General features: G+C 43.9%; 22 protein-coding genes and 2 pseudogenes. 16 read left to right on the top strand and 8 right to left on the bottom strand.

The features are described from left to right. Positions 1 to 57 precede the first annotated feature (57 nt). Positions 58 to 972 carry a LysR family transcriptional regulator gene (locus AB4405_RS14855; RefSeq protein WP_372061554.1) on the bottom strand — a complete coding sequence of 305 codons (915 nt, stop codon included), beginning with the start codon at positions 970 to 972 and terminating at the stop codon, positions 58 to 60. 127 nt (positions 973 to 1099) lie between these two features. Here AB4405_RS14855 and AB4405_RS14850 point away from each other — a divergent pair, with 127 nt between their 5' ends. After that, positions 1100 to 1540, top strand: a complete 441-nt coding sequence (locus AB4405_RS14850; protein WP_372061553.1) for a PACE efflux transporter — start codon at positions 1100 to 1102, stop codon at positions 1538 to 1540. Between the two features lie 179 nt (positions 1541 to 1719). Here the strand turns inward: AB4405_RS14850 and AB4405_RS14845 are convergent, their stop codons facing one another. After that, positions 1720 to 2244, bottom strand: a complete 525-nt coding sequence (locus tag AB4405_RS14845; RefSeq protein ID WP_372061552.1) for a gluconokinase — start codon at positions 2242 to 2244, stop codon at positions 1720 to 1722. A gap of 34 nt (positions 2245 to 2278) precedes the next feature. Between AB4405_RS14845 and AB4405_RS14840 the strand changes: the two genes are divergently transcribed. Then, positions 2279 to 2434 carry a hypothetical protein gene (locus tag AB4405_RS14840; RefSeq protein ID WP_372061550.1) on the top strand — a complete coding sequence of 52 codons (156 nt, stop codon included), beginning with the start codon at positions 2279 to 2281 and terminating at the stop codon, positions 2432 to 2434. A 111-nt stretch (positions 2435 to 2545) separates the two neighbouring features. On the opposite strand, the gene AB4405_RS14835 is transcribed toward AB4405_RS14840, so the two are convergent. Further along, on the bottom strand, positions 2546 to 3559 hold the full coding sequence (locus AB4405_RS14835; protein ID WP_372061549.1) for a substrate-binding domain-containing protein: 1014 nt from the start codon (positions 3557 to 3559) through the stop codon (positions 2546 to 2548). Between the two features lie 452 nt (positions 3560 to 4011). Between AB4405_RS14835 and AB4405_RS14830 the strand changes: the two genes are divergently transcribed. The 6 genes from AB4405_RS14830 (at position 4012) to AB4405_RS14805 (ending at position 8738) form a co-directional block, all read left to right on the top strand. Further along, the gene (locus AB4405_RS14830; RefSeq protein ID WP_241903081.1) at positions 4012 to 4527 is read left to right on the top strand and encodes a TRAP transporter small permease; all 516 of its coding nucleotides are present in this window, start codon (positions 4012 to 4014) and stop codon (positions 4525 to 4527) included. Positions 4528 to 4575: 48 nt separating this feature from the next. Beyond that, the gene (locus AB4405_RS14825) at positions 4576 to 5889 is read left to right on the top strand and encodes a TRAP transporter large permease (RefSeq protein WP_372061585.1); all 1314 of its coding nucleotides are present in this window, start codon (positions 4576 to 4578) and stop codon (positions 5887 to 5889) included. Positions 5890 to 5904: 15 nt separating this feature from the next. Continuing rightward, positions 5905 to 6867 (top strand): TRAP transporter substrate-binding protein, encoded by a 963-nt coding sequence (locus AB4405_RS14820; RefSeq protein ID WP_372061548.1) that lies wholly within the window; start codon positions 5905 to 5907, stop codon positions 6865 to 6867. 11 nt (positions 6868 to 6878) lie between these two features. Beyond that, entirely contained in the window at positions 6879 to 7643 is a 765-nt protein-coding gene (locus AB4405_RS14815) for an SDR family NAD(P)-dependent oxidoreductase (RefSeq protein WP_102468016.1), read from the top strand. Positions 7644 to 7689: 46 nt separating this feature from the next. Next, positions 7690 to 8106 carry an RbsD/FucU domain-containing protein gene (locus AB4405_RS14810; RefSeq protein WP_102468015.1) on the top strand — a complete coding sequence of 139 codons (417 nt, stop codon included), beginning with the start codon at positions 7690 to 7692 and terminating at the stop codon, positions 8104 to 8106. Positions 8107 to 8342: 236 nt separating this feature from the next. Beyond that, on the top strand, positions 8343 to 8738 hold the full coding sequence (locus tag AB4405_RS14805) for a DUF2061 domain-containing protein (RefSeq protein WP_372061547.1): 396 nt from the start codon (positions 8343 to 8345) through the stop codon (positions 8736 to 8738). 132 nt (positions 8739 to 8870) lie between these two features. On the opposite strand, the gene AB4405_RS14800 is transcribed toward AB4405_RS14805, so the two are convergent. The 4 genes from AB4405_RS14800 to phnW form a co-directional block, all read right to left on the bottom strand. Then, positions 8871 to 10151: a hypothetical protein gene (locus AB4405_RS14800; protein WP_372061546.1), complete on the bottom strand. Its 1281-nt coding sequence runs from the start codon at positions 10149 to 10151 to the stop codon at positions 8871 to 8873. Positions 10152 to 10734: 583 nt separating this feature from the next. Beyond that, positions 10735 to 11583: a phosphonoacetaldehyde hydrolase gene (phnX, locus tag AB4405_RS14795; protein ID WP_372061545.1), complete on the bottom strand. Its 849-nt coding sequence runs from the start codon at positions 11581 to 11583 to the stop codon at positions 10735 to 10737. After that, positions 11576 to 12949, bottom strand: coding sequence for an aspartate aminotransferase family protein (locus tag AB4405_RS14790; RefSeq protein ID WP_372061544.1), 1374 nt, complete (start codon positions 12947 to 12949; stop codon positions 11576 to 11578). Before AB4405_RS14790 ends, phnX begins: the two co-directional genes overlap by 8 nt. Beyond that, the gene (phnW, locus tag AB4405_RS14785) at positions 12949 to 14052 is read right to left on the bottom strand and encodes a 2-aminoethylphosphonate--pyruvate transaminase (protein ID WP_372061543.1); all 1104 of its coding nucleotides are present in this window, start codon (positions 14050 to 14052) and stop codon (positions 12949 to 12951) included. Before phnW ends, AB4405_RS14790 begins: the two co-directional genes overlap by 1 nt. 313 nt (positions 14053 to 14365) lie before the next feature. On the opposite strand from phnW, the gene AB4405_RS14780 reads away from it, so the two are divergent. The 5 genes from AB4405_RS14780 (at position 14366) to AB4405_RS14760 (ending at position 20243) form a co-directional block, all read left to right on the top strand. After that, positions 14366 to 15373 carry a putative 2-aminoethylphosphonate ABC transporter substrate-binding protein gene (locus AB4405_RS14780; RefSeq protein WP_372061541.1) on the top strand — a complete coding sequence of 336 codons (1008 nt, stop codon included), beginning with the start codon at positions 14366 to 14368 and terminating at the stop codon, positions 15371 to 15373. Positions 15374 to 15564: 191 nt separating this feature from the next. Further along, a complete protein-coding gene (locus tag AB4405_RS14775) occupies positions 15565 to 16710 on the top strand; it encodes a putative 2-aminoethylphosphonate ABC transporter ATP-binding protein (protein WP_372061540.1) in 1146 nt (381 codons plus the stop codon). A gap of 45 nt (positions 16711 to 16755) precedes the next feature. After that, a complete protein-coding gene (locus AB4405_RS14770; protein ID WP_372061583.1) occupies positions 16756 to 18444 on the top strand; it encodes a putative 2-aminoethylphosphonate ABC transporter permease subunit in 1689 nt (562 codons plus the stop codon). 62 nt (positions 18445 to 18506) lie between these two features. Then, entirely contained in the window at positions 18507 to 19211 is a 705-nt protein-coding gene (gene phnR, locus AB4405_RS14765; protein WP_372061538.1) for a phosphonate utilization transcriptional regulator PhnR, read from the top strand. 132 nt (positions 19212 to 19343) lie between these two features. Further along, the gene (locus AB4405_RS14760) at positions 19344 to 20243 is read left to right on the top strand and encodes a multidrug transporter (protein ID WP_372061537.1); all 900 of its coding nucleotides are present in this window, start codon (positions 19344 to 19346) and stop codon (positions 20241 to 20243) included. 178 nt (positions 20244 to 20421) lie between these two features. Here AB4405_RS14760 and AB4405_RS14755 read toward each other — a convergent pair. After that, positions 20422 to 20856 (bottom strand): annotated as a pseudogene (locus AB4405_RS14755) (hypothetical protein); the annotation flags it as partial. Here AB4405_RS14755 and AB4405_RS14750 point away from each other — a divergent pair. The 3 genes and pseudogenes from AB4405_RS14750 to AB4405_RS14740 form a co-directional block, all read left to right on the top strand. Then, positions 20856 to 21095 (top strand): annotated as a pseudogene (locus tag AB4405_RS14750) (AraC family transcriptional regulator); the annotation flags it as partial. The pseudogenes AB4405_RS14755 and AB4405_RS14750 overlap by 1 nt on opposite strands. Before the next feature lie 187 nt (positions 21096 to 21282). Continuing rightward, a complete protein-coding gene (locus tag AB4405_RS14745; protein ID WP_372061535.1) occupies positions 21283 to 21708 on the top strand; it encodes a GNAT family N-acetyltransferase in 426 nt (141 codons plus the stop codon). Positions 21709 to 21877: 169 nt separating this feature from the next. Next, positions 21878 to 23044: a MalY/PatB family protein gene (locus AB4405_RS14740; protein ID WP_372061534.1), complete on the top strand. Its 1167-nt coding sequence runs from the start codon at positions 21878 to 21880 to the stop codon at positions 23042 to 23044. Positions 23045 to 23127: the final 83 nt, after the last annotated feature.

Here is a 23127-nt window from a genome sequence, read left to right as displayed (position 1 = left end):
GTCAATAACGCTTGTTTCAATGACGGGTTTCAATGAACAGAAAGCCCCAGACTCGTTCTAGGGCTTTCTGTTTTCTGGCATCCAACGTTCTTCGTTGAAGCGATGTTGTTTGAGCCTTTCGACAACACTTTCTAACACCGGCCCTGAAGAATGGCTACGTGACACCAAGCAGCCCACAGCGGTGAGCCAACCGTTAAATTCATGCGCGACAGGCAATGAAACGAGCGTCTTTGTTTGCAGTTGGTTTTTAATCAGTAATTCAGGCACGACGGCCCATCCGATGCCCTGTTGTACCAAATCAATCAAGGTCTGGTGCGTATTGGCGTACCAAAATGTTGAGCTGATCCCGTAGCTGAACCACAACTCTTTTTGTTGAATGCTACGATGAACACACTGACGGTGTCTTTTCAAATCCGAGTCTTGCACGATAGGGAGCATCGCCAATTCATGTTGCGGTGATGCGATAGTGAGGAACTTAGCATGACCCACAACGAAAAAATCCATATCAACCTTTAATTCACCGTCAGAATAGACAATGCCAATTTGCGCTTTGCCCGAGCGAACGAGAGATTCCACATCAAAGGTTGAAGCGGTGATGACCTCAAAATGGGTAATAGGGAATTGATCGGCGAGAGGGGTCAAAATGTTAAAAAAATCATCGCTTATCAAGCTTTCGTCGACCGCAATAACGACTTCATGTTCGTACGCTTTGGTCAGTGATTCCGCTTTTTGGTCAAAATAGGTTTGTTGATTCAAAATCGAACGCGCGATCGGCAGCAGTGCTTGACCGCTGGTGGTTAAGGTTGGTGTGTTCTTATCACGATTAAACAAGTCTTGGTTGATGGCGATCTCCAGATTAGAAATCGCCTGGCTCACACCGGATTGCGCTCTTTTCAACTTACGAGCTGCGGCAGAAAAAGAGCCACTCTCACAGACGGTGACGAATACCTTGAGTTGTTCAAAGCTGTACATGTGGCGTTCTCTTGCGATATCAAAATATAAAGCTATCACTAAACGTGATGGTTGTTAACTTTTACTCTATGTACGCCCTGTCATAATTGCGCTTTCAGTTATTTAAGTAGGGTATCGGAGTAGAGAGATGAGAACACCAGAACGCATATTTCATTCAGTTTTGTTTGAAGCATTAGCCGTGACACTGTCCATTATTGGATTGTCATTATTTACTGATCATAACGTCGCCGCACTATCAGGAACAATGATAGTTATCGCGACGATAGCAATGTTCTGGAATTATTTGTTTAATCTGGGCTTTGATCGTGTTGTACCTGGAGAAAAGACACAACGTTCATTGTCCTTGCGGGTTGTACACGTTATTGTTTTTGAAGCGGGTTTGTTGTTGTTCACGGTTCCGGTCATGGCCGCTATTCTCGGCGTCAGCTTATGGCAGGCATTTATTATGGATCTGGGTGTCACGATCTTCATAACGTTCTACGCTTTTACGTTTAATCTCATTTACGACCATCTAAGGGTTATTGTACTGCAACGCAGGTCAAAAAGTGTCAATAAAGCAATCGCATAGTAAACGATGTTTATTGATAGATTGAATGTTTAGATACGAATTCTATCAGGCCTTTAGTACAGAATACCAAATGTATCGTGTATTAAAGGCCTGATATTGCTTGGTGTGATAATAAAAGTGGTGATGGGCCCCAGCTTAAAGGTAGGTTAATCCGCAAGTACCCATGCCTAGTTTGTCGGTTAATGGGTTGCCACTAGTCTAAGGCTATCGAGCTGACTGATAGCTTGGCTCACGATAGCGTCTACCGTATTATCAATATCGACAATAATGACGTCTACTTCACCACTTGGTCTTTCTAACGCTTCAAATTGGCTATTAATCATTTCTTCTTTAAAAAAATGCCCGTTTCTCTGCCGGATTCTCTCTATCACGATATCTTTAGTACCATCGAGAAATAAGAAATTAACGTGTTGATTACCCTCTCTAATACGATCACGATACGTCTTCTTTAATGCCGAGCAAACAATCACGCCGATTTCATTTTTACTTTCTAGGCTGTATGCCGCATCATTTATTCGTTCCAACCAAGGTGCGCGATCTTCGTCATTCAGCGGAGCACCAGAGGCCATTTTTACAATATTATTTTTAGGGTGAAGATCGTCACCATCAATAAATTTTGCCCCTAAAGCCTGAGCAAGCTTTACACCGACAGTGCTTTTTCCTGACGCAGAAACGCCCATTACAATAATACTTTTTCCTGCCATAAGACTTCCTTAAGTGATTGCAGTGACCATTGTGATGGACTGCAAAAGTCATAGTAGTTATGTTATTGGTAACATGTTACCCGTAACTGCAGTTAAAGTGAACAGTCGAACACCAGGCCTGTTCATTTTAGAGCGCTTAATCACATTACTGGTTGGACAAAGTAACGAAAAAGTGACTGCAGACGAATAAAAAAGCGAACGCTGAGTTTCTATTCGTCTGAGTAAAATAGGGGATGAGAATTGATATGAAGGCCCATACTAAAACTATCTAGTGTTGGGCGGATTGTGCACAGAAACAGCGCTAGCTGATGAAGCTTTCACCTTTAGTGAGGGTGAATCCAAGGTCATAGACGTTCTGTTGGCTTCTTTTACCTTCGATACTGTCTAAAAGGATATCAGCACTCTTTTCGCCCATTTCATAGCGAGGTGTGTAAATACTGGTTAATTTTGGTGAAATCGCTTGTCCAATATCTAAGGCATTGTATCCAATGACACTGGTCTTCTCAGGCACTGAAATCCCTTTTTCTAAACAAGCGAGAATGGTACCGATTGCGATATCATCATTGGTGCAAAAAACACCATCTAAATCTGGGCAGTCTGCTAGCGCCCGCTCAAGAAGGTCTCGCCCCAGTGTAAAACTGGAGTGTTTATGGGTTAGAAAGTGGTGTTTTTTTAAGCCAAATTCTAATATGGCTCTGTCATACCCTTCCATTCTCAACTTGGTTCTTCGGTCCAAACGAGCACCGAAATAAGCAACATTACGTTTACCGCTCGAAAGCATAGCTTTAACTGCAGTATAAGACGCGTGCTCATGATCGATACCAACGACCATGTCGATAGGGTTGTCAGTCAGTTCCATTGATTCGACGACGGGTATGTTGGCGGTTTTCAACATTTGTAGCGTTCGTTTGGTATGGGTGGTACCGGTTAAAATGATGCCATCAACGTGGTAAGACAGCATCATTGCAATTTTACGCTCTTCTATTTCATCGCTATAACCAAAATGAGATATCAGCACTTCATAGCCATGCTTGTTTGTTACCGACTCTATTCCTTGGGTAAAGTTTGCAAAAACTTGGTTCGATAATGAAGGCAGTAATACTCCAATCGCTTTACTCGAAGCCTTTGACAGCATTGAAGGTGCACGATTATGAATATAACCAATTTCTTCGATAGCATTCGCGATTTTGTTTCGAGTTTGTTCTGAAACTAACTCTGGGTTACGTAAAAACCGGCTGACAGTCATCTTTGTTACACCAACAAGGTCTGCTATGTCTTTCAAAGAAGGTCGAGTATTTTTCTTATTTATAACCATCTTAATGTACTCATTATTATTGGATAATTAATTGTTACTGTAACATTGCTTTTTTGTTCATTAAACCGTTATTTATACTAATTTCTGTGATTGCGTTTTAAAAATTTAAAATCAATTTGGAATATCACCATTAAAATGTGATGTGTGTCACCAAATAATGCCCTTGCAAATACTACTAATAACATTGTTTGTGTAAATTGCTGTTTTTAAAAGAATTGTATGGCATTTGGTTAAATGTTAGTGAGTTTTTATAAAAGGTAAAACTAAAACGATAAACAGCTTTAATGAGATATTAGTCACAGATGTGATGGGTTGACCTATGATCCAGAACACATTTTCACACAGTGATATTTGTATTATTTATCCTTTTAGATAGACTCATTACATCAAGAGTTACCAGTAACATGTTTCGGGTAACATTTTATATAACACGTAGCTCCAAAGGTAGCCATATGGATGTTTATTTCAAGGGTGTTGCATTAATTACTAAGATATTAGAAAAGCTGCTAGTTCTGATTATGTGGGTGATGGTTTTTGCCGTGGTGTGGCAAGTATTTACTCGATTCGTTATCAACTCACCATCAACGTTTACCGATGAGTTATCTCGTTACTTAATGATTTGGGTTGGTGTGCTTGGAGGGGCTTATGTTTACGCTCTAAAAAGGCACTTAGCAATAGAACTTCTTGTCACCAAGATATCACCGAAACAACAAGAAATATTAGCAATAACAGTAAGTTTGATTGTAATTTTGTTTTCTTCAATTGTATTGGTTTACGGTGGTAGTAGCGTCGTCAATACAACATTAGGATTTAATCAAGTATCGCCAAGTTTATACTTATTTGGCAGTAACTTGCCTATGGGATATGTCTATATGGCAGCCCCTATCTCTGGAGTTATTATTGTTATGTGTGCTGTTGCCGATATATTGCAAACAATTCAAAGGTTATTAACTCAAGGAGGTAAATAAGTCATGACTTTAATGGATATGTTATTTACAGAAAATTATTTGATGAACATGCCAGATCTAGTTTACGACATGTTACCTGTTGTGGTCTTATTCGGAACCTTGTTTGTATTCTTAGTGTTAGGCGTTCCTATTGCGTTCTCTATTGGTTTGTCGTCACTATTAACTATTTTTCTTCATTTTTCTATTGATAAAGCGGCAATATTAACAAGTCAGCAATTGCTTGGCGGATTAGATAACTTTGGCTTGCTTGCGCTACCGTTCTTTATTTTTGCCGGTAATTTGATGAACTCTGGAGGCATTGCTAAGCGACTGATTAATTTCGCAATGTTGATAGGTGGAAAACTTCCAGGTTCTCTTTGTCATGTAAACGTTATTGCAAATATGATGTTTGGTTCTTTGTCCGGTTCGGCGACAGCTTCTGCTGCTGCAGTGGGTGGCTTGATGGGACCAATGCAAGATGAAAAGAAATACCCTAAGGCGTTTTCAAGTGCGGTTAATATAGCATCATGTCCGTCGGGACTACTGATACCGCCTTCTAATGTTCTTATTTTATACGCTTTGGTTAGCACAAGTTCAGTTCAGTATTTGTTTCTAGCAGGTTACATCCCTGGCATTATCATGGGTTTGTGTGTCATGCTTGGTGTGTACTTCTTTGGCAAGCGCTTTGGTGTTCCAGCGGAAACTATTAAACTAGAACAACCCGTACTGAAAACGATTTTTGACGCTGTACCTAGCTTATTAATGCTTGTTATTATCATGGGTGGCATTGTTGGTGGTATTTTTACCGCGACAGAAGCCTCTGCAATTGCGGTAGTTTATAGTCTTGTTCTTGGCTTTGCTTATCGTGAAATTAAAGTAAAAGATTTATCGAATATTGTTGTTAACAGCGTCATCATCACTGCTATTGTTTTGTTCATGATAGCGACCTCAAGTGCAATGTCTTGGGCGATGGCTTACTCTGATATACCAACGTTTATTGCAAACTTTGTACTTAATTTTTCGGATAACCCGATTGCGATACTTATTTTAATTAACATTATATTTTTAATTGTTGGAACATTCATGGATATGTCTCCTGCAATATTAATCTTTACACCAATTATGCTTCCAATCGCGACATTTATTGGAATGGACCCAATCCACTTTGGCGTAATGATGGTATTTAATTTCTCTATCGGAATATGTACACCACCAGTAGGAACCGCGTTATTTGTTGGTTGTAGTGTTTCAGGTAGTAAATTGGGCGAAGTTGTCCCTAAGTTAATCCCGCTATATGCGCTGATTCTTTTAGGACTTACGGTCGTCGTTGCTTTCCCTAGTCTCTCGATGTGGTTACCGAGACTAGCTGGTTATAATGGATAAACTGGGATATTAATTATGAAAAAGACAATTTTAGCAGTAGCCGTTACTTTAATTTCTTCAACTTTAGCGTTTAACGCTTCGGCGCGTAACATGAAACTGGCACACGCTATGCCTCTAGACCATCCGGTACATCAGTCGTTGAGCTGGTTTGCTGAAGAAGTCACTGATAGAACGAAATTGCGCGTAAGAGTTTACCCTAATGCAACTTTAGGCCGTGAAGAGTCAACGCTACAAATGCTTCAAAATGGCACGCTAGCCTTTACGAAAGTAGGCGGAGGGCTTACCGCTTCTTTCTCTGAACAGTACTCAGTACTTTCATTGCCTTATTTATACAAAGATGAAGATGACTCGAAGCGAGTACTTCGTGGGCCAGTAGGTCAAGGTATTCTTGAGTCATCAGAGAAAGATGGCTTTATCGGACTCGCGTATTTATCGAGTGGTTCACGTGGCTTTTATTCTAACCATAAGATTGAAAAAGCGAGTGACTTGAAAAGCTTAAAGGTTCGAGTTCAAAACTCTCCAATTGATATCGATACGATGAGTAGCTTGGGAGCGAGTGCTGTTCCGATTTCTTCTACTGAGGTGTATTCAGCTCTACAACAAGGTGTTGTTGACGGCGCAGAAAATAATATCCCGACGTATTTTGCTAACCGCCACTATGAGGTTGCTAAGTACTTTGCTCTTGACCACCACACGATGATCCCAGATATCTTAGCGGTATCGACTGAAGTTTGGGGGCGATTGTCTGAAGAAGATCGTGCGACGATCCTTGAAATCTCAACAGAGGTTCTGGATGTTCATGATAAATACTGGGATGCCTACGTCGATCAAGCAACCGTCGAAATTGAGAAAAATGGTGGCGAAATCGTTCCTGCTGACGTCAACTCATTTAAAGAACAAGTTCAACCTGTGTACGAAAAATTTATCAAAGACAACCCAAAGCTAGCGTCGCTGCTTAACGATCTACAAAATTACTAAGGATTTAAGAAATGGGAAAATTAACAAACAAAAAAGTGTTTATCACAGGTGCTGAGCAAGGTATTGGATATTACACAGCAAAAACACTTATTGAATCGGGTTGTGACGTATTCATTCATTACTTTAGTGGCACGGAAGGACCAGAAAAACTGGTTGCGCTGGCGGAATCTTTAGGCCAACGTGCCGCATTCGGTTTTGCAAACTTAACGGATCGCACGGAAACGGAACAGTGTATTAACCAAGCTGTTGAGTTCTTGGGTGGAATTGACATCCTAGTCAATAACGTTGGTGGAATCATAGCAAGAAAATGGCTAGGCGAAATCGAGCAAGATTATTGGCAAACGGTCATTGACGTCAACATGACGACAATGCTTAACGTGACTCAAGCAGCATTGCCTCACCTGAAGAGTGCGGAAGAAGGCGCGAGTATTGTTAACCTTGCTTCACTTGCAGGTCGTTCGGGCGGACACTCTGGTTCATTAACTTATTCTATGACAAAGGGGGCAGTGCTGACATGGACTCGCTCTTTAGCGGCAGAGCTTGGTGAGTTTGGTATCCGAGTGAATGCGGTAGCGCCAGGTTTGATCCTTGGCACTCGTTTCCACAACCAACATACAACGAAGGCATCGGCTGACGATACCGTCAAAGGCATCCCACTGGGCCGAGCTGGAACTTCAGAAGATGTTGCTCGTACGATTACGTTCTTGGCTTCTGAGTATGATGGCTTTATCTCGGGCGCTACGATTGACGTAAATGGCGGCGTTTACCGCATGTAACGTTGTTAGTGGTACTGATTCGTCAGTACCACTTTTAGGAGTAGCTATGCTTAAAACAAAAATTATTCACCCTGAGCTTTTGTGTCATTTAGCCAAGTGCGGCCACAAAACTAAAGTGTTGATCGCAGATTCAAACTATTCATTTGTGACTAATGCATCACCAAAGGCGAATGTTGTCTATTTAAACTTCGCGCCAGGAATGCTTCCAAGTACTGATGTTTTAGCGGGTGTCGTTGACATGTTGAACATCGAAAGTGCAGAAATGATGGCATGGCCGTCTGACTTCGACAATACGATTGTGGAACAATATCAATCCTATCTGCCTGCCGACACACCAATGTCTTTTTTAGAACGTTCAGATTTCTACTCTGCAGTAAAATCGGACGATACATTGTTGGTGATTGCAACCGGTGAGCAGAGACGATTTGCGAACATCTTACTGACCGTTGGGGCTGTATTTTAGTTCGAGCGTACACTGTGTCATGAGTTAATTAAGCACACCTAATCAAAACACGCCTAAGTTTACTTGGCGTGTTTTTCATTATGAGGTCGTTATTAGTCCATCGGACTCGATGGGGCATAGGAAAGAACGATAATTTTTTAATAGCTTTTGGCTATCGAATTAATAAAATCAATTGATTTTTAATGGTTATCTGTTTTGGATATAGTTGTTGTATTCCAACTAACAGGCATTCACCCATGACAAAAACACTACGATTTGCATCGATACACTTCACAATAGCGTTTAGCGTTGCGTATATTTTTACGGGTGAATTCATTCTAAGTAGCATGATTGCAATGCTAGAACCCGCTGTAAATACCGTCGCATTTTACTTCCATGAAAAAGCATGGGGAAAATACCGGTTCTTACAGCAGCTAAGCAAAAATGCCCGAGTCAAAACGGCGTCGTTTGCCGCGGTGCACTACAGTGTCGCTTTCCTTGTCGTCTATGCGTTAACTGGAGATATGTTAGCGGGAGGAGCTGTTGCCTTGTTGGAGCCTGCCATTAATACGCTTGCTTACTTTTTCCATGAAAAATCTTGGAATCGACGTAATGAGAATCAAGCCATTGCATCACATTGTGTAGCGGTATGATTGATTAGGTCGCCATGCTCAATCTTAGAGTCGTTTGTAGGTTTCAGGCCGTGGGCGTTTGCTTGTCGTGCGTACAATGAGATTAAATAGCCAGAGCGTCGCCTCTGGCTATTGTATTTTTACTGTTCGTGATTATGTATTGGCTTGAGCCTCGTTATTCATCGTCTTGGGCGCAATAGGCTCAGTAATCTCTGTATCTTGAGAGGAGATATCAGCGGGATCTCCTGGCACAACGACCGATTCAGTTTGTGGCTTTTCTAATACATCATTGTTACTCATCGTAGCAGAGCGCTGTGTTTGTAGTTCAATGATTTGGTTTTCTAGTGTCTGTTTCTCAGCAGATAAGGCGTTGGATTGGGCAGTAAACGTTTCAATGTCTTGCTGCCAGTCTTGTTTTACTTGACTGAGCTCAACGGTGAGCGCTTGCCACTTCTCTTGATCGCTTTGCTGGTTGCTCATCATTGAATGTTCTATTTGTTTGGCATGATCGATGAGCGTTTGGTTTCTATAATCTCCAGCGGCTGAGGCAACGGCAATATTTCGTAGTACATCTTCTAGATTCAAAATATAGCGTTCGTACTGCTTTTCTGGTAATGCTTTCAGGTCTCTTACCTGTTGAGCAATTTTGTCAGCACGTTGCAGAGCAAATGTAACGGCATCAGAACGAATTTGTATTTCTTCGTGATTACGCGGAGAAGATTGAATAAAGGCTTCGGCTTTATTCAGAGCTGCTTCAGAGCGAGCCATGACTAAAGGTGCATCAATAAAGTAACGTTGTTTTTTTTGATTGCTGAATTGCTGAAGAGACTCGCCCAAATAATGTTTGGTGACAGATTTAGCTTCGAGTTGATGCTGATTTTTTTCTAGAGAAACTAACCTTTCATTATCTATTTCTACGTTATTAGCCACGTAATCGACGGTTTTTTTGAGTTGCTGCTCGACGCGTTTGAACTCGGATGGGAAAAGTGTATCGGCTTTGGCTGTTTTCAAATATTGTCGGTTCTCAAATGAAATGGCCATCACTGATAATACACGTTGTTTTGTTTCTAATGCATTACGGTGCGCCGCTTCAAAAGCATCTAATGATTCTGTCATTTCTTGCCCGTACGTTTGGCTAGAAAAAAGATCGGAATCATTGATTTGCTTTGGGTCATGTTCAAATTCTGAATAAGCTTCCTGAGCAGTATTTAACGATTTACCCATTGAGGCATAAGCTTTGGCCGCAAACCACTCCAGTTCCTCATCTTTGTATTGAGCGGAGGCTGTGTTTAGTTGTGCTTTGAGCTTATCAAACAGCTCCAGCTGAATGTTGGTTGTTGCAGTGTGTTGTGGTTCATCTGACGAAGTGGACGCACAGCCGAATAGACTGGTTGCCAATGCAAGGCAGGCCAGCGTCTTGATACGTTGTTGCATTATCTATCCTTAGAATTATTATTAATGTTATGTGCTCGTGCTGTTGGTGATAGCGAGCTAAGGTATTGTATAGATACCCATTAGTTTTATAAATATATGTTGAAATTATTTTTCATGTTATATCGAGTCAATCACCAAATACTACTTATATATATGACTTATCATTCATTCGGTTGTTGTTTTGATTGTGATGTATTTGATTTTGTTATGGCGGATTGTGTCTCCGGGTATTTATAAATCAATTTAATGCTGAGGCGTATTTGGGAGTTAAATCGAACGATGTCTTTATGCTCCAATACAGACTTTATTCGTTAGTATGTAATTTAACTTTTGAAGAACAGTTGGTGACGTGGAGATAAATATTGGAATTAAAGCGTTAAGTAAACAAAAAAGCTAGCAAGGGTAAGCTTGCTAGCTTTTGGTAAATAGGTGACGCCAATATATTCGGTTACTGATCGTATTGGCTACCGATACTCTCAAAATCCTAAATCATCAGGAGCGGATAGTTTTATAGACCTTTATTCCTAAAGTGCCTATAGGATTGCCCCTATTAATCACTATGTTGATACAGCGTGATCATTAATTACGGTCTTTCACCTGCAGTAAGACGCTTTTCAATGTCTGCGACTACGTTAGGTAGATCGGCAATGGTGTCGATTAAGTAGTGTGGTGAGGCTTGGCCAAGTTTCGTGCGAGCGCGGTCGCGAGCGGCGTCTAATGTGGCGTTATCCGCGGCTTGATATTCCTCGAACGTCAAGCCCGCTTCATTGCCTGATAGCAACAAACCAACCGTCCACATACCCGCATTATGCCCCTCTTCGATACCTGGAGCGGCATCGTCGACCTTGATACAAGCACCGACGGCACTGACCTCAAGCTCGATCATGTTTTTGAGCGCCATAAACGGTGCTGGGCGACCACCTTGAGGGAGATCATCTGTCGCCACCACATAGTCAGGTTCATACCCGTAGTCTTTGGCTGCGGGGACAAGCACATCCATGACTTCTCTCGGGTAACCAGAACAAGAGCCGATCTTGATACCTTTTTCCTTGAGTCCGTTGACGATGTCAATCGCATTAAGGATTGGCTCGGCATGGTCTGCGACCTTAGCTTTTTGCAGTGGCATAAACGCGGCGTAGATTGCGTCAATATCGTTGTTCGTCATTGAGCGCCCGAATTGCTTGTTCCAGCGTGCATCGACAGCAGGCAAAAGACCGACAGCTTTAATGTGGTCCCATTTGCCAATGCCCATCGGCTCACGAGCTTCAGCAAGCGTAATATCAAAATCAAAGCCTTGTCTGAACGCTTCCACAAAGATACTGGTTGGCGCAAACGAACCGAAATCGACAATGGTGCCCGCCCAGTCAAAAACAATGGCTTGAATCGGTGATGGCGTGGCGGTATTTGGTGTTGCTAAAGAGTGATTAGACATAATTGAAATCCTTGCATACGGTTGCGATGGCGTGTTCGAAAATATCGAGTGCTTTTGTTAATTCTTCACGAGTGATGATGAGCGGTGGGCTCAACTGCATAACGTTACCTTGCGAGACTTTAAAGCTCAGTCCCTGATTGAGGCATTGATACAACACAGATTCTGCCTCGTCATAGGCACGCTGTTTGGTCACATGGTTAGTGACTAACTCAACGCCCCACAACAAGCCTATTCCTCGTACATCACCGATCACCGAATAGGTTGCTTTCATTTGCGCTAAGCGAGCTTGAACAAACTTACTGTCTGCGCGTGTTTTCTCTAGTAATTGCTCTTGTTCGATGGCTTCCATAGTGGCGAGCGCTGCGGCGCAGCCAATCGGGCTTTTTTCATGTGTGTAGTGACCTAATGAAATATCAGCAGCCGTGTTGTATTGCTCCTTGGTCACCATGGCGGCGATGGGGACGAGTCCGCCACCCAACCCTTTGCCGATACACAAAATATCCGGTTCGATATCGAAGGCCTGATACGTAAACCATTCTCCACTTCGTCCCATGCCATTCGGGATATCATCGATGATGAGCATGACATTATGTTTGTCGCAGATTTCACGGATACGTTGCCAATAAGCCTTACTTGGCACCTGAACGTCGGTATTACGAACGCCTTCAGCGATAAAGGCACCAATGCCGCCTTCCTTTTCGATGACATACTCGAGGTAGTCGGCGTAATGCACATCACTTCCGTCTTGAGAGGGCAGTGCACCTCGGTATGACACCGCGGGTGGAATACGTTCAACCCCGGCCATTAACGGCCCCATGCCTTCACGAAAACACGCTTCGCCACCAACGGATATGGCGTCGAGTGACGCACCATGGAATGAATCCCACAGCGACACAACTTTATGGCTGCCAGTGATATATCGAGCCAGTTTGAGCGCCATCCCCACGACTGACGTGCCGCCAGGTGCAAATAACACGCGATCTAGGTCGCCTCCACAAATCTCGGTGAGTTTTTCCGCGCATCTCACCGCCGTATCATTAGTAAAGCGACGTGGAGAAAAGGGCAAAGCTTGTATTTGTTCTGTGACGCGTTTAATCACGTGGGGGTGACCGTAACCAAGTTGGTGCACGTTATTTCCATGAAAGTCCATGTAGCGTTTACCACGCGTGTCTTGGAGGTAAATGCCTTCCGCTGCTTCCAGTGAATCTAAGCAAGGCGTGGACATAGATTGATGCAAAAACACATCCGCATCACGCTTGAGCAAGGCTTGTGTCGCGTCATCTTGAATCTGATTATTCCATTCGTGGCGCGCTGGCGTGTTATTCACGTCGCCTTCGCTGCGTAAATGAGAAGATAGAATGCTCATTACACCTGCTCCCAGTAGATGGCGGTTTTCACAGCCGTAATCAGTCGTTTGATATCGTCTGGGTATACATCGCCAATGTTGCCGATTCGGAAGCAGTTTGCATTGGACACCTTGCCCGGATAAATCACAAAACCTTGTGCTTTAAGGCGGTTGTAGAATTCTTTGAACTGATAGTCGCTGTGTTCTGGTGAGTAGAACGACGTAATGATAGGTGAGTGAAGGTCGTCGTTAAGTAACGTTCTAAACCCTAATGAGCGCATTCCCTCAACGAGTGTTTTCTGGTTCGTTTGATAACGTTGATGGCGAGCGGCGATACCCCCTTCGTCGTGCAACTCCTGCAGGGCTTGGTAGAACGCACGTACCGTATGAGTCGGAGAGGTAAAGCGCCATTTACCGTGGTTATTCTCCATACACTGCCATTGGTCATAAAGATCTAACGTAAGAGAACGCGCTTGCCCTTGGCATTTTTCCAGCTCGCTTTGTTTAGCGATAACAAAACCAAACCCTGGGACGCCTTGGATACATTTGTTTGCCGAACTGATCATGAAATCGACACCCAGCTGCGCAATATCCATTGGAATGCCACCAAAGCTCGACATGGCATCTAGAATGACGATTTTGTCATGTTCTTTCGCTAACCTGACGACGGCGTCAATGGGGTTAAGCATGCCCGTGGTGGTTTCGCAGTGTACGATCGCGACGTGAGTAATCGAAGAGTCGTCAACAAGCGCTTGCTGAATGGCTTCAATGCCTGGCTGGTGGACTTCTCCCGGTGCAATGACACTGACAGGAATTGATAAATATTCCGCTATCTGTGCCATGCGAGCGCCATAAGCGCCGTTGTCGACAACGAGTAATTTAGCATTTTTTCCTAATGCACTGCCTATTGTCGCCTCGACGGATGCGGTGCCGCTGCCTTGCATAAGTACGCTGGTATAGCCTGCACTGCTTGTGGCGAGCGCGGTTAGTGTGGTTCGAATGACTTCTACGATGTCTTTATTGTAATCATCATCCCATGTACACCAGTCTTTCAGCATGGCTTGACGAACGGTCTCTGAGGTAGAAAGTGGTCCAGGTGTTAACAACAAGTATTCGTTTTTCATTATAGGGCCTTTATTGGACTATACCAGTGAGTTTTCACCACTCTACCAATCGTAATCCGTGCACGTAAAGCGTGAAAATTAGATTTAATAAAAGTTTCACAGTTCATTTCGTCGCAAATAGGTCCATTTTCTGTTTTTGCCAATCGTATTCAAATTGCCATTTTTCGTTCATTTAATCGTCACAAATGAGAATTACCTTGTATACACAAACTGGTACATACCAAGAAATTAATCTTACTAAGTATTTAGGCACTCATCATTATTGTGAATATCAAGGTGGCCGGTGTGCTGATAAACCAAACTGGAGATGGACATGAAAAACCGTTTTATGAAAGGGACACTAGCGACAGTGGTTTCTTTGTTAGCAACCAATGCTTTTGCCGCAACGGAAGTGACGGTGTATACCGCTTTTGAAACGGACATCCTTGCTAAATACAAGAACGCATTTGAGAAAGAAAACCCAGATATCACGATCAACTGGGTTCGAGATTCTACGGGTATCATGACGGCAAAATTACTCGCAGAGAAAAACAATGTTCGCGCTGAAGTGGTATGGGGGCTTGCGGGCTCATCAATGGCGCTACTTAAAGAAGAGGGCATTCTTCAGCCCTATACGCCAAAGGGGTTGGAAGATTTAAACGCGAGCTTAAATGACCCTCAGTCAAGCCAAGCTTGGTTTGGTAATGATGCGTTCTTTAATGCAGTCTGCTTTAATGAAGTCGTCGCGAAACAACTGAACCTACCGAAACCACAATCATGGGAAGATTTGACTAAGCCTGTCTACAAAGGCCATATCGCCATGCCAAACCCGGCTTCATCGGGAACGGGTTACATGCAAGTGTCTGCATGGCTGCAAAACATGGGCGACGACCAAGCGTGGAACTACATGCAAAAGCTAGACAATAATATTGCCCACTACACGCATTCAGGCTCTAAACCTTGTGTGCAGGCCGGAATGGGCGAAGTAGCTATTGGTATCTCCATGGCTAGCCGAGGTGCGAAGCTGAAAACACAAGGTGCACCATTAGATGTGATTGTGCCTGCTGGTATTGGTTGGGAATCAGAAGCGGTGGGTCTTGTGAAAGAATCGGACGCGGCGAAACGCGTGGTTGATTGGTCTGTCTCAAAGGCGGCCAATGAATTGTATATCGAGATGTACCCAGTCGTTGGCCACAAAGACGTGAAAGCGACAGCAAGTAATTTCCCAAATGTTCAAGAAGTGATGGCTGACATGGACTTTGGTAAAATGGGCACCGATCGTGCCGACGTGTTGAAGACTTGGTCGCAAAAATTTGACGCAAAATCAGAACCAAAATCGTAAATTCTCAGAATGAGTCCTGTTCGACATAGGGATTTGAATACGTAAATAGAAAGGAAGGCACTCGCCTTCCTTTTACTATTTATGGCCATCTTTCTGCATACAATGAAACTGAAACCAACCTGATATAAAACTGTCATTCCAATGAAATATTGCCTGCCTAATATTGGTATATACCATTTGGAGAGTAAGTGATGACAGTATCCAAACCCTATCTAGATATTCAAAACGTTGTAAAACAATTTGGCCAGTTTACGGCATTAAAAGAGATCTCATTATCGATTAGTCGTGGTGAATTCGTGTGTTTTCTTGGGCCATCTGGCTGTGGCAAAACGACGTTACTACGTGCGATTGCGGGTCTGGATCTTCCTACCTCTGGACGTATTTGCCAAGACGATAAGGAGACGACATTTCTCCCGCCTGAGAAACGTGACTTTGGCATTGTCTTTCAATCTTATGCGTTATTTCCAAACCTTACGGTGCAAGAAAATATCGCCGTAGGACTAAAAAACCAAGGCTTATCAAACAAAGAAGCGTTAGAAAAAGTCGAACACTGGTTAGAGATGATTGGACTGCCTACCTCTGGTAATAAGTTTCCCAACCAACTGTCTGGTGGTCAGCAACAGCGAGTAGCGCTTGCTCGTGCACTGGCGCTGTCTCCAGGGTTGTTACTTCTCGATGAACCACTATCTGCGCTTGATGCGAAAGTGCGTACTCACCTTCGCGATGAAATTTGCCAGATGCAACGCCGCTTAGGCATCACCACTATCATGGTGACGCACGACCAAGAAGAAGCCTTGTCGATGGCCGATCGTATTGTTGTCATGAATCACGGCGTGATAGAGCAAGTAGGGACGCCGCAAGACATCTATGAAGCACCGGCCACACGTTTTGTCGCCGATTTTGTTGGCAGTATGAACTTCATTGAGGCCTCAGTGGCGTCTAGCCAATCATTGCGGGTGGCTGAGTCGATGTTACCCCTTCCAGATCTTGAGAATATGACGCTAAGCCAAGGTGACATCTTTGAGTTGGCTGTTCGCCCAGAGAACATTCAATTTGTTGAGCGTGCGAGCAATGCTATTCCGGTGCGGATCTTGGCTAAAGAGTTCCAAGGTGCGTTTTACCGAGTTGAAGTTGCCATGCAAAATGCGCCATTGGCCACGCCCCTTTATATTGATGTTCCTGTAAAAGAAGTGAAGCGCTTTAATTTACGCCGTAACGATATTCGTTATATTGAGTTTGGTGCGACTGGTTTGCGTGGGTATTTACCTGAGAGCCACGTATTTAAGTCGATATCTGGCGGTAGTGCTGTTAGTCACGCTTCTAGTCAAGCGGCATAGGGGATCGACATGTACGCAACTTCGACGCTCTCTATCGGCGATACGATGAAAAGACGCGCGGCGGAAATGAGCGCAAAAATGAGTAAAGACAATTGGATTCTTTTGGGTTTGTTGTCATTTATCTTTGTTTCAATGCTGCTGTTTATCATTATGCCGTTGTGGGCGATGATGAAGAAAAGTGTTCAAAATAGCGATGGCGAGTTTGTCGGTATTGATAACTTTTCTACCTATTTTGCCACAGATAGCCTGTGGATCTCGTTAACGAATACGTTTACGGTGGGATTGATTGTCACCCTCGTCGTTGGGGTGCTTGCTTTTGGCTATGCTTACGCTTTGACCCGAACGTGTATGCCATTTAAAGGGCTATTTCGTTTTATGGGCTCGGCACCTATTCTTGCTCCTTCGTTGCTGCCTGCGATCAGTTTGATCTATTTGTTTGGCAACCAAGGTGTTGCTAAGGATCTATTGCAAGGTCACTCAGTATATGGCGTGATAGGTATTTCTTTGGGTTTGATTTTTTGGACCTTTCCCCATGCATTGATGATATTGACAACGTCTTTACGCACCTCAGATGCTCGCCTTTACGAAGCCGCGAGAGCGCTGAATACGTCTCCAATCAAAACCTTTTTTATGGTGACACTGCCTGCCGCAAAGTATGGATTGATCAGTACGTTAATTGTGGTGTTCACACTGGTAGTGTGTGATTTCGGCGTCCCTAAAGTGATCGGTGGAAGCTACAATGTACTAGCCACGGATATCTTCAAGCAAGTGGTTGGACAACAAAACTTCTCTATGGGCGCGGTGACGAGTATTTTACTGTTATTACCCGCAATATTGGCTTTTGCTGTGGATCGTTGGGTGCAAAAAAAGCAAAAGAGTATGCTTGATTCACGTTCCGTGCCGTATCAACCAGAACCCAATAAACTACGTGATAACATCAGTTTGATTTACTGTGTTGTGATTTCTTTTGCGGTGATTACTGTGCTGGGAATGGCGGTATATGGGTCACTGGTCACGTTCTGGCCATGGAACAAAACGTTGACGCTTAATAACTATAACTTCGCTGAAATGAGCACCTATGGATGGACGCCTTATTTCAATTCGTTAAAGCTGGGTTTATGGACGGCGATAGTCGGTTCAGTGGTGATTTTTCTCGGTGCTTACGGTATTGAGAAGGGGCGCGCCTTTGCTCCGTTGCGTCAGTTGATGCAAATGATGAGTGTTATTCCAATGGCTGTACCGGGTTTGGTGCTTGGTTTAGGCTATATTTTCTATTTTAATGACGCGAATAATCCGCTCGGAGTGCTTTATGGCACGATGGCGTTCTTGGTCATCAACACGGTCGTTCACTATTATACGGTAGGACATATGACGGCGTTGACCGCACTAAAGCAACTACCAAGCGAAATTGAAGCAACGGCCGCTTCCGTTAAGTTGCCGCAATATAAGTTGTTTTTTAAAGTGACGTTACCGTGTTGTCTACCAGCGGTATTAGATATCGCCATATATTTATTTATCAATGCTTTAACAACGACTTCCGCAGTAGTATTCTTGTATTCAACTCAAACGATTCCTGCGTCCGTATCGGTTTTGAATATGGATGATGCCGGTCAGACAGGCTCGGCAGCTGCCATGGCGGTGATGATTATGCTTTCCGCTGCGGCCGCGAAACTCCTACATATGCTGGTGGGTAAGTTGCTCGAAGGGAAGACCCAAGCATGGCGAGCTCGATAATGATGGTTGTGCTGTTAAACACCGATAAGCGATATGTCGTCTATAAGAATTAAGGATACTAAGTGCAATACGTAAAAATAAAAGATGCGCTGGTTGAGCAAATAGAGTCGGGTATGTTAACGCCTAGACAAAAACTGCCAGCGGAAAGAAAGCTTGCAGAGTCGTTTGATACGACAAGGGTTACGTTACGTGAAGCGTTATCGTTGCTTGAAGCTGAGGGGCGAATCTTTAGAGAAGATCGTCGAGGTTGGTTTATCTCTCCAGAGCCATTGAAATACGATCCAACCCAAACGCTTAATTTCACTAATATGGCACAGAGCCAAGGCCGTAGCCCAAAGACGAGCTTAGTGTCGGCTAAAGCGATGATGGCGACGAAGAAAGCGGCCGAGCTGCTGGTACTTCCTCCTTTCTCCGACATTTTTCGTGTGGATCGAGTTCGCTACTTAGAAGATAGGCCCGTGGTGTTTGTGACGAATTACATTCGCACAGAGCAATTTCCCAACCTGCTAGAGCATGATTTATCGCAGTCCTTAACAGATATATATCGAGAAAAATATGGGGTTGAATATAGCAAAGTGAAGTATCGCGTGAGCACGACTTCACTATTAGGAGAAATGGCACAAGCATTGCGAGCAACCTCAGGAACACCTGCCATGATGGTCGAAAGAATCAACTATAACCAACACGGTGAGTTGATAGATTGTGATATTGAATATTGGCGTCATGATGCGATAAGTATTGAGTCTGTCGCTCAGCTTACTCGTTAATATTGGCTTGCCAGTCATTCGTTCGATGCAAATGCTTTAATGTTCATGCCGACAGTAATATCGGATGTGCTAAATACCAAGCGCTTAATAGCGGATGTTTCTATCATCCGCTTTTTCTTTTAAGGGATTCAAGTGGCTCTTTACGCAATGATTCTGGTGATCGGCTCGGCGCTACTGCACGCAGGCTGGAATGTGCTCGGAAAATCCAATGGCGGCTCTGGGTATTCGTTTACGTTAGGGGCAGCATTGGCCCCACTGGTTTTACTCTCTCCTTATTTGATATGGTGCCTTACCGTCATTGGGTTTGAAAATATCTCAATGCATTTTTGTGGGCTGCTATTGCTAAGCGCGATTGGCCAGGTCATTTATCTGGTTGGTCTTCTTAAGGCATACAGTCTTGGGGACATTGGTGTGATGTATCCCATTGCACGAGCATTACCAGTACTGATGGTCGGACTTGGAACCGTAGCGATCGGGCAGACGCTCAGTGTCAATGCTTGGCTTGGCTTCGCGGTACTGACTATTGGATGCATGATTATACCGATGCGGCACTTCCGAGACCTTAGGCTCAGCTCGTATGCGAATGTTGGAGTCTTTTGGGCTTGTATTGCTGCTGTCGGCACCACCATTTACTCTATCGTTGATAAACAAGCCTTAAGCTGGTTACAACACGAAACAACAGGGCTATCACAGCATCAGATTGCGATTTTTTACTTAGGGATCCAATTTGCTGCCATTGCATTGGTTCTGATCAGTTGGATACTTATTACCAAACAACGCCATGAGCTAAGGTTGACTTGGCAGCATCGCCACCGTTCCGCCATTGCTGGAATTATGATGGCACTGACTTACGGAATGGTTTTGTTTGCGATGACGATGGTTGATAACGTGAGTTATGTGGTGGCCTTACGGCAGGTGAGCATTATATTTGGCGTTGTGATGGGTATCTGGTTCCTAAAAGAACGATGGTTTTACACACGTGGCGTTGGTGTGTCGCTTGTACTAGCTGGGTTGATAGTCGCGCTGGCATAGTTTCACAGGATTGATAGTTTCACGGTATCGATATAGTTTTACAGTATCGATATAGGGGCTTAGGGTTTTAACTGAAGTCAGGTGATCATCAACTAGGCTCAATAGGCGAGGTAATCATGGTGATTGGTTGCTAAAGCCCAATACTCACATATTGGGCTTGTAGGGGGTATTAACACTTTTACTTTTGTACGACCCGTGTCTCTTCGCTCGAAACCGAAATTTGGACAAAGCTGACGGTTTGCCCGTTGATCAATTTTTTCGTAGCGGTGACCGACTGACCATCTACGATTAACGATGCGTAGTCACCATAGAACCACGCCTCCCAAAGCAATGGTAATGTTGAATCATTGGTGAATGTTGTTTGATTGACACCATCGTGGCGAACGGTTACCTCATGCGTACCTACAGGGAGTTGTGTCACTTCCAACCAATCAATATCACCGGTTAAGTGCGATGCTGTTATTATTTTATTGTTTCCCGCATCGGGCTTAATCCCCATCAAGCCTTCAATGGTATTCGAGATAAAGGTAAACGAAATTTCAGGGTAGTCACCATTGGTGCCTTGCGTTGGTCGCTCATGCGGCTCATCTTTGATATCCATAATGTATTGCATCTCGCGCGCTGCTCAGCGATACAGATCGAACCATACTGGATGTTTCACTGACGGTAGGGTTTAACTCTAGTAGCCGGTTTTATGAGACATTTCAAACTTATATTGGCGTGACGCCAACGCAGTATCGAAAGTTAGCGAGGGAAGATCATCGTTGGAGTAATCATGGCAGTAGCCCGTTATATGATTTGGAAAAAGGGGCATGTGATGGAAAACGTCCATTAGGGGTTATGGGAGCTTAACGGGTGAACGGGAATGAGTCGATGACAGTCTTAATGATAAAAATGATAGATAAAACACAGAGACGAGTGCTTTGTTCGTCGTGTAAAGAGCCGTGATCATTTTGTCGTAAATCTTCAATAAACCTTTCGGAAATAAGTACATAATGGGCGCTCACTTGCAACGTATAGATAGTAATTGAGAACACCAATGATTAGACCTTATGACAATAATGATTGCGACACTGTACTAGCGATTTGGCTACAAGCGTCCATCAAAGCGCATGATTTTGTTCCACCTGAGTTCTGGATATCTCAAGTCGATGCTATGCGTGATACTTATTTGCCGGTTTCAATAGTGTATGTGTATGAATGGGCGGATGAAGTCGTTGGTTTTTATGCACTGTATGAAGATACATTAGCGGCTATTTTCGTCGCGCCAGAAAAACAGGGTCAAGGTATAGGAAAGCAGTTAATAAACCACGCAAAACAACAAGGTTTGCCACTGACATTGAACGTTTATAAGGCCAATAACGCCAGTGTTCAGTTTTATTTATCTCAGGGATTTATTGTAGTCAGCGAGCAAGAAGATGAGCACACTGGGCACCCGGAATATTCAATGCGGTTCACCGCCTAATATTATTCGCCTAAAGAGCAAAATACCAGTTGATGGTGTTGTTAATGACAAAGGATAGATCAGGTTCAGGCCATCAAATGTTACTGGGTTTGCCTTACACTGGAATAGCGATTAAAAATGTTGGTATCGCCATTGGTTAGGTAGAACATACGACGATTAGAGGTAAGGGATGACGTTTGATTTTGATGAAGTGATAGAGCGTGTCGGCACCCACTCCGCGAAATGGGATGAAATGGAGTCGATTTTTGGGGTGTCCGCTGATAATGGCTTACCCATGTGGGTGGCAGATATGGACTTTAAGGCCCCACCGCAAGTCAATGAGGCATTGCTCGCCGCCGCCCAAAACGGCGTAAATGGCTATTATGGTGATGATAAACAGTATCAACAGGCCGTGACGGGTTGGATGCAACGTCGTCATCAATGGACTGTTGAACCTGAGTGGGTGGTAACGTGTGCTGGTTTGGTACAAGGAACCGCACTTTGTGTGCAAGCGTATAGTGAGCCTAACGATGGCGTGATCTTGTTTACGCCGGTATATCATGCATTTTCTCGGGTGATTAAGGCCAATGGCCGCCGCGTGGTGGAAAGTGAACTGGTTCAGCGTGATGGTCAATACCATATGGATTTAGATGCGTTAGAGCGGCAACTCACTGGCGATGAAAAAATGGTCGTGATGTGCTCACCGCATAATCCAGGCGGGCGCGTTTGGACAAGACAAGAGATCCAAGCATTAGCGACGTTTTGTCAACAACATAGCTTAGTGTTGGTGGTGGATGAAATCCATCATGATTTGGTATACGCAGGCTCGAAGCATACGGCCGCGCCTTTAGCCGCGCCTGAGGCGATCGACAACATGGTAATTTTGGCGGCAACGACCAAGACATTCAACATTGCCTCAGCGCTGACAGGCGCTGCTATCATTCCTAATAAAACGCTTCGAAATCAATATCAAACCGTGTTGAACGCCGCGGGTATTGGACCGAATAGAATTGGTATGTTGATGGCCATTTCTGCCTACGAACATGGTGAACCTTGGCTTGATGCGCTGCTGACCTATCTGGATGAAAATCGTAGGATATTCGATGAGGGGGTACATGCTATTGCTGGTGTGAGGTCAATGAAACTAGAGGCCACGTATCTGTCTTGGGTAGACTTCTCTGGAACTGGGTTGTCGCCACAAGATGTGATACAGCGTGTGCAAACGGTTGCCAACATTGCCGCGAGTCACGGCGAGAGTTTTGGCTCGGGAGGGGAGTCTTTTCTTCGTTTTAATCTAGCAATGCCAAGGTCACTCGTTGAAGAAGCCGTGGCGCGTTTACAAGCTGCTTTTTCTTAGAGTGATTTATCCGTAATTCGAGCAGGATATAGACCAGATACCCTGCTTTATAGATGAGGCTACGCCTGTATCCTTTCGTGGCC

Origin of the sequence: Vibrio sp. 10N.261.51.F12 (assembly GCF_041471725.1) — a bacterium.
Classification (GTDB): domain Bacteria; phylum Pseudomonadota; class Gammaproteobacteria; order Enterobacterales; family Vibrionaceae; genus Vibrio.
The sequence above is the reverse complement of the archived record's forward strand: the minus strand, read 5'-3'. Positions and strand labels throughout refer to the sequence as shown.